General features: G+C 63.6%; 9 protein-coding genes. All 9 read left to right on the forward strand.

The window, feature by feature from the left end; genetic code table 11:
* The first annotated feature begins 104 nt into the window (after nucleotides 1–104).
* On the forward strand, nucleotides 105–854 hold the full coding sequence (locus AC3ZU9_RS25635; RefSeq protein ID WP_490091515.1) for an alpha/beta fold hydrolase: 750 nt from the start codon (nucleotides 105–107) through the stop codon (nucleotides 852–854).
* Nucleotides 855–961: 107 nt separating this feature from the next.
* Nucleotides 962–1732, forward strand: coding sequence for a FadR/GntR family transcriptional regulator (locus tag AC3ZU9_RS25640; protein WP_046036495.1), 771 nt, complete (start codon nucleotides 962–964; stop codon nucleotides 1730–1732).
* A gap of 245 nt (nucleotides 1733–1977) precedes the next feature.
* On the forward strand, nucleotides 1978–3180 hold the full coding sequence (locus AC3ZU9_RS25645) for an ABC transporter substrate-binding protein (protein WP_064055283.1): 1203 nt from the start codon (nucleotides 1978–1980) through the stop codon (nucleotides 3178–3180).
* 57 nt (nucleotides 3181–3237) lie between these two features.
* Nucleotides 3238–4098, forward strand: coding sequence for a branched-chain amino acid ABC transporter permease (locus tag AC3ZU9_RS25650; protein WP_015884776.1), 861 nt, complete (start codon nucleotides 3238–3240; stop codon nucleotides 4096–4098).
* A gap of 1 nt (nucleotide 4099) precedes the next feature.
* Nucleotides 4100–5110, forward strand: coding sequence for a branched-chain amino acid ABC transporter permease (locus tag AC3ZU9_RS25655; protein ID WP_093541333.1), 1011 nt, complete (start codon nucleotides 4100–4102; stop codon nucleotides 5108–5110).
* Complete coding sequence (locus tag AC3ZU9_RS25660) at nucleotides 5107–5856, forward strand: ABC transporter ATP-binding protein (RefSeq protein WP_015884778.1); 750 nt, start codon at nucleotides 5107–5109, stop codon at nucleotides 5854–5856. Before AC3ZU9_RS25655 ends, AC3ZU9_RS25660 begins: the two co-directional genes overlap by 4 nt.
* On the forward strand, nucleotides 5856–6551 hold the full coding sequence (locus AC3ZU9_RS25665) for an ABC transporter ATP-binding protein (RefSeq protein WP_015884779.1): 696 nt from the start codon (nucleotides 5856–5858) through the stop codon (nucleotides 6549–6551). Before AC3ZU9_RS25660 ends, AC3ZU9_RS25665 begins: the two co-directional genes overlap by 1 nt.
* 13 nt (nucleotides 6552–6564) lie before the next feature.
* Nucleotides 6565–7833, forward strand: coding sequence for a Zn-dependent hydrolase (locus tag AC3ZU9_RS25670; RefSeq protein WP_490091516.1), 1269 nt, complete (start codon nucleotides 6565–6567; stop codon nucleotides 7831–7833).
* Complete coding sequence (locus tag AC3ZU9_RS25675) at nucleotides 7830–9236, forward strand: amidase (protein ID WP_490091517.1); 1407 nt, start codon at nucleotides 7830–7832, stop codon at nucleotides 9234–9236. Before AC3ZU9_RS25670 ends, AC3ZU9_RS25675 begins: the two co-directional genes overlap by 4 nt.
* Nucleotides 9237–9507: the final 271 nt, after the last annotated feature.

A 9507-nucleotide genomic window follows, 5' to 3' on the forward strand; every position in this document is an offset into this window, starting at 1 on the left:
ACAAAACTCCGAATTCGTACACATTCCGTCTTTTCACCCTACATTCCTCGACCCAAGGTCCTTGGTAAAAAAGCCGTTATCACACGGTTGCCCGGGATCTCTCGATGACTGCTGCAAAACACCTGACGTGCGCCTGCCTGTGGCTGATAGCGGGCCTGGCCCACGCTCAACCGCTGATCCCTCCCACCGCCATCGACTGGCTGCTGGACTGCCCGCTCCCCACCGTTGAACGCCTGGACCCCGAGGTGATGCAACGCACCCAATGCGGCATCGTGACCGTACCGCGCAACTACGCGTCCCCCCGGCAAGGCAACCTGCGCCTTTACCTCACCCGCGTCGGCGCACGCGATCCGCTGAACCGTGAAGGCGTGCTGTTTGCGCTGGCCGGCGATGCGCCCCGCAGTGATCAGGGCGGCACCTTCGTCATTCACCTCACGAGTCTCTGGGGAACCTACGCCAACCCGGCCTATCGCACGCTGATCAACCGTTACGACGTCATCGAACTCAGCCCCCGCGACCTCAGCAATGAAAACGGCGTCGAACAGGCCGCTCAAGACCTGGAGTACGTGCGCACCCAACTCGGCGATGCCCAACTGCTCTACCTGGGCAACGCCGATGCAGCCCGCCTGGGCAACCGTTACGCAGCGCTGTTCCCCGAGCGGGTGGCGCGCATGGTGCTGGTCAATGCGCAACAGGCCGAGACGGCCGCGCCCCAGGTCGAACAACTGCGCCTCAAAGACCCCGCCAAGCAGGACGACAGCGGGTGTATCAACCGCTGGGTCGGTGACTTCCTGGTCTACGGCAAACAACCACCGCAGTCCACTCGCTGCCTGGATTCCGTCAACGCGCAGTAGCGAGCCGTTTGCGACCTGTTGCCCCCGAAAACGACACCCGGCGTTGACGCTGCTCCTTGATCGTTATTAAGTGCTATTTATCCGCATTAATACGATAAATCGAACCCATGCTAAGCCGCCCGCTACGACGCAAACGCCAGAAGCTGTCCGACGTGATTGTCGAGTCGGTCAAGCGCTCCATCGTCACCGACGCCTTGAAGCCCGGCGACCGCTTGCCCACCGAACGCGAGCTGATGGAAAGCTTCCAATGCTCCAAGGGCTCGGCCCGCGAAGCGCTCAAGGCGCTGGAAGTAGAAGGCCTGGTGAGCACGCGCACGGGCCCCAGCGGCGGTGCCTACCTGAACCAGGCCGGCACCGAGCCGGCCAGCCGCGCCTTGCGCAACTACCTGCACTTCCAGCATCTGGACGGCGAGCAGGTGTACCAACTGCGCAAAGTCATCGAAGTGGAACTGGCGGTGTCGGTGCTCGGGCGCCTCAGCGAGGACGACTACCAGGCCCTGCAAGACAACGTGGATTTTTGCAGCGCCCCGGAAGACAGCGAAGCCGGCCAACGCGAGCAACGCCTGGCGGAACTGGAGTTCCATAACCTGCTGGCCAAGGCCTGCCCCAACCCGCTGCTGAGTTTCATGGCGCAGTTCCTCAACGACCTGTTGCGCGACCTGGTGGTGCTGAAAAAAGCCTACAAGCCCAAGCGCAAGCAGTTCGATGCCGCCAACCTGGACTATCACAAGCAGTTGCTGATCGCCTTTCGGGCCGGGGATGAAAGCGCCGTGCGCAGCCTGATGCACGAACACATGTGCGATGCCGAGCACCACATGACCGCGCTGGAAGGTGAAGTCAGCCCGCATTTTCTATTGGAGTTCGATCACCGCCCCTGAAGACGCCCCAAACCTGGAGGTGGAAACCCAATCAATGTGGGAGCTGGCTTGCCTGCGATGCAGGCACCTCGGTATTCCCGTTACACCGAGTCGATGCCATCGCAGGCAAGCCAGCTCCCACAGTTGACCGGGTTCCAACCCTCAGACCGTTTCACCCAATTCAATAACAGGCCTGCCCACAGGCCCTTGCTCCATCGTATCGCCATTGCCACTCCTGCCAATAACTAAACCAGGGAGTCACCCCCATGCAGCGTCGTACGTTGTTGAAAGCCAGCCTCACCGCAGCCGCCGCCCTCAGCCTACCGCTGAGCATACGGTCGGCATTCGCCGCCGAGCCCTTTACCTTTTACGGCCTCAAGTCCATGTCCGGCGCCTTTGCCAGCTATGGCAAGTTTGCCGACATGGGTTCGCGCCTGGCGGTGGAGCAACACCCCGAACTGCTCGGCCGCCCGCTGAACTACAAGGTCATCGACACCGAAGGCAACGCCGGCAAGGCCGTGCGCAAGGTGCAGGAGGCTATCCAGCAGGACGGCGCGCGGTTCTTCCAGGGCTGCACCTTGTCTTCGTCAGCATTGGCGGTGGCCAAGGAAGTGGACAAGGTCGGTGGCGTGTTCATGACCCCGGTGGGCGCCGATGAAGTCACCGGCAAGGACTGCAACCCCGCGACCTTCCGCTGGTCGGTGCCCACCTACGGCGCGATACGCGAAACCCTGGTGCCGCTGATCAAGTTGCTGCCGGACGCCAAGCGCTGGTACACCATCACCCCGCAATACGTGTTCGGCGAAGCGCTGTTGGAAGGTGCGAAGACCGTGCTCAAGGACAACGGCCTGGAACACATCGGCAACAGCTACCACTCGTTGCAGGAACAGGAATTCTCCGGCTACCTGACCAACGCCATCGCCGCCAAGCCCGATGTGCTGGTGCTGCTCAACTTCGGCAGCCAGTCGTCCAACACCCTGCGCCAGGCGGTCAACTTCGGCATCAAGGAGCGCATGAAGGTGCTGCTGGTGTGGTCCGCCGGACTCGACCAGTTCCAGGAACTGGGCAGCGACATTCTCGCGGGCGTGTACCTCGGCGCACAGTACTGGCACCAGGTCGACACCCCACTCAACCGTGAGCTGGTCAAGCTCACCCAGGCCAAATACGGCATCAACCCGACCTACCCGCTGGCCGCCGATTACATCAGCACCAAGGTCATGCTCGACACCATCATTGCCACCGGCAGCTTCGACGGGCCGACCGTGGCCAAGGCCATGCAGGGCCTGAGTTTCGAAGGCCCCACCGGCAAGGAATCGATCCGCGCCGGCGACCACCAGGTGATCAAGGATTACTACCTGCTGATCGGCAAAGCCAGCAGCGAGATGGCCGACAAGGATGACCTGGCCAAAGTGCTCAGCGCCGGCCAGTCGTTCCCGCCAGTGGAAGCCACGGGCTGCACACTCGGCTGATCCCCTGAAATAGGTAGCGCAGGGCCGCGCGAGCGGCGTCCTGCAGAGGGTTCCTGCATGCTTAATCTTTACCTGTTCCAGATCCTCAACGGCCTTGGGCTGGGGATGATCTACTTTCTGATCGCGGTCGGGCTGACGATCATTTTCGGCCTGCTCAACTTCGTCAACTTCGCCCACGGCGCGTTCTTTTTGCTCGGCGCCTACATCTGCTACACCGCCGTGAGCCTCACCGGCAACTTCTGGCTGGCGCTGCTGATCGCGCCGCTGGTGGTGGCTGCGTTGGCCTGGGTCATCGAGCGATTATTGATCCAGCGGATCTATCACTTGCCGCACATGTTCCAGATCCTGGTGACCCTCGGCATCGCGCTGATCATCCAGGAAGCCAGCGTGATGATCTGGGGCCCGGTGGGCAAGAGCGTGGCCGTGCCGGAACTGCTGCGCGGCGTGCTGGTGGTGGGTGACTTCGTCTACCCCTACTACCGCCTGTTCCTCATCGTGTTCTCCGGGCTGGTCGGCCTGGGCCTGTGGTTGCTGCTGGAACGCACGCGCTTCGGCGCCCTGGTGCGGGCCGGCAGTGAAAGCACCGAGACCGTGTCGCTGCTGGGCACCAATATTTTCCGCCTGTTCTCCATGACCTTCGCCCTCGGCGTGGCCCTGGCCGGCGTCGCGGGCGTGCTGTTTGCACCGTTGCGCGGCGCCCAGCCGTTTGTCGGCCCGGAGATTCTCGGCGTGGCCTTCGTGGTGGTGGTAATCGGCGGCATGGGCTCGTTCAGCGGTGCGCTGGTCGGCGGTTTGCTGGTGGGCGTGGTGCAAAGCCTGATGACCACACTCTGGCCCCAGGGGGCGAGCCTGATGATCTATGGCGCCATGGCCGTGGTGATTCTGGTACGTCCTTACGGCCTGTTTGGGAGAGCCTGACATGAGCGAGAAAAATCCCCTGCCGTTTGCCAAGACGCAATCGCGCGCGATGTTGCTGTGGGTGCTGGCGGTGCTGATCGGCCTGCCGTTGATACTGCCCTCGGCGACCCTGGCCACCGAGATCCTGATCTTTGCCATGGCGGCCCTGGCCTGCAACCTGTTGCTGGGCTACACCGGGCTGCTATCGTTCGGCCAAGGCATCTTCTTCGGGGCCGGCGCTTACTGCGCGGCGTTGCTGATGATCCACCTGCAACTGGGCCTGTTCACCGCGTTGCTCGGCGCCGCCATCGCGGGTGGTTTCCTGGCCTTGCTGGTCGGCGCCCTGGCGATCCGCCGCACCGGCATCTACTTCGTGATGTTGACCCTGGCGTTCAGCCAGATGGCTTACTTCGTCGCCTACACCCTCAGCGACTGGACCGGCGGCGACAACGGCCTGCTCAGCGTGCCGCGCCCGGAGATTCGCCTGGGTGACACGGTGCTGCTGTCCCTGGCCGACGCCCGCGTCTTCTACGGTTTTGTCGCGGTGTTGTTCCTGCTGATTTTCATCGGCGCCCGCCGGGTCATCGCCTCGCCGTTCGGCAGTACCTTGATGGCGATCCGCGAAAACGAAACCCGCGCTTCGGCCATCGGCTACGACACACGCCACTTCAAGATCCTGGTGTTTGTATTGTCCGGCGCCGTCACCGGCATCGCTGGGGCGTTGTACGCGATGCTGCTGCACTTTGTGCCGCTGTCGAATATCGACCTGGCGATGTCCGAGAACATCCTGATCATGACCATCGTCGGCGGCACCGGCTCGCTGTTCGGCTCGCTGCTGGGCGCTGGTTCCATCGTGTTGCTCGGCGATTTCCTCTCCGACCTGTGGCCACGCTGGCTGATGCTGCTGGGAGTGATCCTGATCCTGGTGGTGATCTTCATGCGCGGTGGTTTGTGGGGCGGCCTGGCGTCGCTGTTCGAAAAGGTGCGCGGCAGCCGCAAACCCGCCGTCGTCGCCAAGGAGGAAGGGCTATGAGCATCCTGCTGGAAACCAAAGACCTGGAACTGGCCTATGGCGCGTTCCACGCGGTGAATGGCGTGAACCTCAAGGTCGAGGCTGGCACCATCCACACCATCATCGGCCCCAACGGCGCCGGCAAGACCAGCCTGTTCCACTGCCTCACCGGCGAACGCCAGGCCACCGCCGGGGCGATTCATTTCGACGGCAAGAACCTGATGCGCAAGCCGGCCCACGGCCGTGTCGGCCTGGGCATGGCGCGCTCGTTCCAACTCACCAGCCTGTTCCAGAACCTCAGCGTACGCGAGAACCTGCGCCTGGCCGCCCAAGGCCGTGACGGTGCCCGCGCACTGAATTTCTGGCGCCGCGTGGACAGCAAGCGCGAACACCTGGAGATGGCCGACCAAGTGCTGGAGCGCCTGCAACTCAGCGCCCGCGCCGACACCCTGGCCGGCGAGTTGTCCCACGGCCAGCAACGGGTGCTGGAGGTGGGCATGTCGATCTGCTCCAAACCGAAACTGTTGATGCTCGACGAGCCCACCTCGGGCATGGGCATCGACGACATCCCGATCATGACCCAACTGATCAGCGACCTCGGCCGCGACCACACGGTGCTGCTGATCGAACACAACATGAGCATTGTCATGTCCATCAGCCAACGCATCACGGTGATGAGCCACGGGCAGATCCTGGTGGAAGGCACGCCGGAATTCGTGCGCGCCGATGAACGTGTGCGCACTGCATACCTTGGGGAGGCTGCCTGATGCTGATCGTCGAGAATATCCACTCCTACTACGACAAGAGCCACGTGCTGGAAGGCGTGTCGCTGACCGTCAACCCCGGCGAACTGGTCACGCTGCTCGGCCGTAACGGCGCCGGCAAGACCACCACCCTGCGCAGCATCCTCGGCATCATCTGCCCGCGCCAGGGCCAGATCCACTTCAACGGCCAGGCGCTGGTGGGCCAGAAGATCTTCGAAATCGCCCGCCAGGGCCTGGCATTGGTGCCGGAGAATCGCGGCATTTTCCGCCTGCTCACCGTCGAGGAAAACCTGCGCATCGCCGCGCGCAAAACCAGCCGCTGGCAGCTTGAAGACGTCTACACGATGTTCCCGCGCCTCAAGGAACGGCGCAAAAACGCCGGACACGCGCTGTCCGGCGGCGAGCAACAGATGCTCGCCATCGCCCGCGCCCTGCTCAACGACCCCAAGCTGCTGATCCTCGATGAACCCACTGAAGGCTTGGCCCCGGTGATCGTCGACGAACTGGTGAAGATCCTGCGCAAGGTCAAGGACGACGGCCTGCCCGTGCTGCTGGTGGAACAGAACCTGATGGTCTGCGACAAGCTTGCCGACCGCCACTACGTGCTCGAACAAGGCCGCGTGGTGTACGAAGGCAGCGCCGAAGCCTTCCGCGCCGACCCGACCATCAAAAACCGCTATCTGGCCCTGAGTGCCTGACCGGAGATTGCAGATGAATAGTTTCGCGCAACCGCTCAAGAGCAACGCCCCGCTGATCAACCGCGACCGCCTGTGGCAATCGCTGATGGACCTGGCCCGACTCGGCGCCACCGCCAAGGGCGGCGTGTGTCGCCTGGCGCTGACCGACCTCGACCGCCAGGCCCGCGACCTGTTTGTGCAATGGTGCGAGGCCGCCGGCTGCAGCGTCAGTGTCGACGCCATCGGCAATATCTTTGCGCGCCGTGCCGGGCGCAACCCCGCCCTGCCCCCGGTGATGACCGGCAGCCATATCGACACCCAGCCCACCGGCGGTAAGTTCGACGGTTGCTACGGAGTGATGGCCGGTCTGGAAGTGATCCGCACCCTGAATGACCTGAACATCGAGACCGAAGCGCCGATTGAAGTGGTGGTGTGGACCAACGAAGAGGGCTCGCGTTTTCCGCCCTGCATGATGGGCTCCGGGGTGTTTGCCGGTAAGTTCGACTTGCAGGACACCCTCGACAAAGTCGATGACCAGGGCCTGTCGGTGGGCGCCGAATTGCAACGCATCGGGTATGCCGGCTCCCGCGCAGTCCTCGGCCACCCGGTGGGTGCGTATTTCGAAGCGCATATCGAACAGGGCCCCGTTCTGGAAGACCAGGCCACGACGATTGGCGTGGTGATGGGTTGCCTGGGCCAGAAGTGGTTCGACCTGACGTTCACCGGCGTCGAAGCCCACGCCGGCCCGACGCCGATGCACCTGCGCACGGACGCCCTGGTCGGCGCCGCCGAGGTGGTCAGCGCGGTCAACCGCATCGCCCATCAACAACAACCCCACGCGTGTGGCACGGTCGGTTGCCTGAGCCTGCACCCCGGCTCACGCAACGTGATTCCCGGTCAGGTGCACATGACCCTCGACCTGCGTCACCTGCATGCGGACACGCTGCAAGCCATGGTCGATGAAGTGCGCGGCGTGATCGAAGCCACTGCCACCCGGCACGGGTTGACGTTTGAATTGACCCCCACCGCCGACTTCCCACCCCTGGACTTCGCCCCGGCCTGCGTCAACGCCGTGCGTGAAGGCGCCGAGGCCTTGGGCTTGAGCCATATGGACATCGTCAGCGGTGCCGGGCACGACGCGATTTTCGTCGCCGAACTGGGCCCCGCCGGGATGATCTTCGTGCCGTGCGAAGGCGGCATCAGCCATAACGAAATCGAAAACGCCGCGCCGGACGACCTGGCGGCGGGCTGCGCGGTATTGCTGCGGGCCATGGTCAATGCCGCCCAGGGGGAAATCGCATGAGCGAGATCGGGCAACTGACGGCAGTGCAACTGCTGCAGCATTTTCGCAACAAGACCTTGTCGCCGGTGGACGTCACCGAAGACGCCTTGCTGCGTATCGAACGCTATAACCCGGTGGTGAACGCCTACTGCCACGTGGACCCGGAAGGCGCGCTGAAGGCCGCGCGCGCCTCGGAGCAACGCTGGCTCAACGGCCAACCCTGCGGCGCGCTGGACGGTGTGCCGGCGTCGATCAAAGACCTGACGCTGACCGTCGGCATGCCCACCCGCAAGGGCTCGCACACCACATCGGCCGAGGGTCCATGGGACATCGACGCGCCCTTCACCGCCTTTATGCGCAAGGCCGGCGCGGTGCTGCTGGGCAAGACCACCACACCGGAATTCGGCTGGAAAGGCGTTACCGACAACCCGCTGTACGGCATCACCCGCAACCCCTGGGACACACGCACCACGGCGGGCGGATCCTCCGGCGGCGCAGGGGCAGCGGCCGCCTTGAACCTCGGCGTGTTGCACCAGGGCAGCGATGCGGGCGGTTCGATCCGGATTCCCTGTGCGTTTACCGGCACCTTCGGGATCAAGCCGACCTTCGGTTATGTGCCCCAATGGCCGGCCAGCGCCATGACCCTCCTCTCGCACCTGGGGCCGATGACCCGCACGGTGGAAGACAGCGTGTTGATGCTGCAAACCATCGCCCAGCCGGACACGCGGGATGGCTTGATCGGTGCGCCACGGACCACACCGTGGTTGTCGGGCGCAGCGGATTTGAAAGGGTTGCGCGTGGCCTACAGTCCCAACTTCGGTTACGTGGATGTCGACCCGCAGGTGGCCAAGGTGGTCGCCCAAGCGGTTCGAGGCCTGGAGCAGCTGGGCGCGCATGTCGAGCAAATCGACCCGGGCTTCAGCGACCCCCTGGAGGTGTTCAGCACTTTATGGGCAGCCGGCGCGGCCCGCCTGACCGGGCCCATGAGCGAAGCGCAAAAACAACTGCTGGACCCTGGCCTGCTGCGCATCGCCCAACGCGGCGAGCGGCTGAGCCTGAATGACTTCAACTCAGCCCTCGAAGCCCGCGCCGCACTGGTGGCACGCATGGCCGCGTTCCATGAGCACTACGATGTACTGGTGTCACCGATGATGCCGATCACCGCGTTCGAGGCCGGGCATGACGTGCCACCGGGTTCCGGCTTGCAGGAATGGACACAGTGGACGCCGTTCACCTACCCCTTCAACCTGACCCAACAGCCCGCGGCCTCGGTGCCGTGTGGATTGGCGGCGAATGGCTTGCCGGTGGGCCTGCATGTAGTGGGCGCGCGGTTTGCCGATGAACAGGTGCTGAGGGTGTGCCAGGTGTATGCAAAGGCATTCCCCACCGAGCACTTGCAAGCCCCAATCACCAGAACACGGTAGAACCCAATGTGGGAGGGGGCTTGCTCCCAATAGCAGTGTGTCAGTTAATACATCTGTAACTGACCCACCGCCATCGGGAGCAAGCCCCCTCCCACATTTGGACCGCGATCGACAGACGCAACTCCGGTCGGCTTTAAGGCCGCCGCGTTTGCCTTTGCTCTACACCACTCAAGCCGGCTGTCAGGCCGCTGTGCTCTGGCTTTTGATCTTGATCTTAGGCGCCCCGTCAAACACGCTGGCCGAACGCAGGCTTGAATCCGTGGGTAACCCG

It is taken from the genome of Pseudomonas sp. A39 (assembly GCF_058145955.1).

Coding starts and splice junctions, on each gene's coding strand:
- AC3ZU9_RS25640 (WP_046036495.1), top strand. CDS start 962: ATGCTAAGCCGCCCGCTACGACGCAAACGCCAGAAGCTGTCCGACGTG.
- AC3ZU9_RS25670 (WP_490091516.1), top strand. CDS start 6,565: ATGAATAGTTTCGCGCAACCGCTCAAGAGCAACGCCCCGCTGATCAAC.
- AC3ZU9_RS25635 (WP_490091515.1), top strand. CDS start 105: ATGACTGCTGCAAAACACCTGACGTGCGCCTGCCTGTGGCTGATAGCG.
- AC3ZU9_RS25660 (WP_015884778.1), top strand. CDS start 5,107: ATGAGCATCCTGCTGGAAACCAAAGACCTGGAACTGGCCTATGGCGCG.
- AC3ZU9_RS25675 (WP_490091517.1), top strand. CDS start 7,830: ATGAGCGAGATCGGGCAACTGACGGCAGTGCAACTGCTGCAGCATTTT.
- AC3ZU9_RS25665 (WP_015884779.1), top strand. CDS start 5,856: ATGCTGATCGTCGAGAATATCCACTCCTACTACGACAAGAGCCACGTG.
- AC3ZU9_RS25645 (WP_064055283.1), top strand. CDS start 1,978: ATGCAGCGTCGTACGTTGTTGAAAGCCAGCCTCACCGCAGCCGCCGCC.
- AC3ZU9_RS25650 (WP_015884776.1), top strand. CDS start 3,238: ATGCTTAATCTTTACCTGTTCCAGATCCTCAACGGCCTTGGGCTGGGG.
- AC3ZU9_RS25655 (WP_093541333.1), top strand. CDS start 4,100: ATGAGCGAGAAAAATCCCCTGCCGTTTGCCAAGACGCAATCGCGCGCG.